This window comes from Mesorhizobium sp. Arg314 (assembly GCF_053714275.1).
This window is the reverse complement of sequence record NZ_JBSKBP010000233.1, coordinates 1-563: the sequence shown is the minus strand read 5'-3', so window position 1 is coordinate 563 and position 563 is coordinate 1. Positions and strand designations below refer to the sequence as shown.

Below are 563 nucleotides of genomic sequence, written 5' to 3'. Positions count from 1 at the left end.
AAGGCCGTTCACAATACCAACGTTCCGGGATTGAAGATTTCCGCTGACACTCCGTCGATTGAACTTCTCGACATCACAGTCGGGCCGAAAAATCTGATTGCCAGTGCCCGCCTCAAAATGAATTTCGATATGGCGCTATCGGCTGAATTAGTAGGTCAGTAGCCGGTCTGCCAAACGAGCCGTGGCCCCCATAACGATCAAGAGGTGCAAATGACGCAATCGCAGCTTAGCAAGGTTTGGTTTGTGGTCAGTGCGCTCCTTCTCTATTACGCCCTAAATTCTTGGGTGGTAGCGCAAGGCGGGGAAGAGATATTCGGTGCAAAGCTGGTCATGAAGGCGAGGGTGCCTGCAGTAATGATCGCAATCCCGATATGTTCAATTTTGCTCGCACTAACCTCACTCGTTGGACGGGTCTATTCCCTACGCGCCGGCTCGAAATGGCATGAGCGAATACCGGTTGTCGGCTTCGACGGGATCGATACGGGTTCGCGCGAAGGCCGCGTCTATCAAGGCGTCATGATTACAGTCTTCTCCCTGCTGCCCGCGATTGCGCTGGTCTATTT

The 563-nt window shown here is 53.1% G+C and carries 1 protein-coding gene; it reads left to right on the top strand.

What is annotated here, in order from left to right:
- Positions 1-210: 210 nt before the first annotated feature.
- A partial coding sequence (locus ACWGS9_RS36085) for a hypothetical protein (protein WP_454509485.1) occupies positions 211-563 on the top strand: 353 nt, incomplete at its 3' end.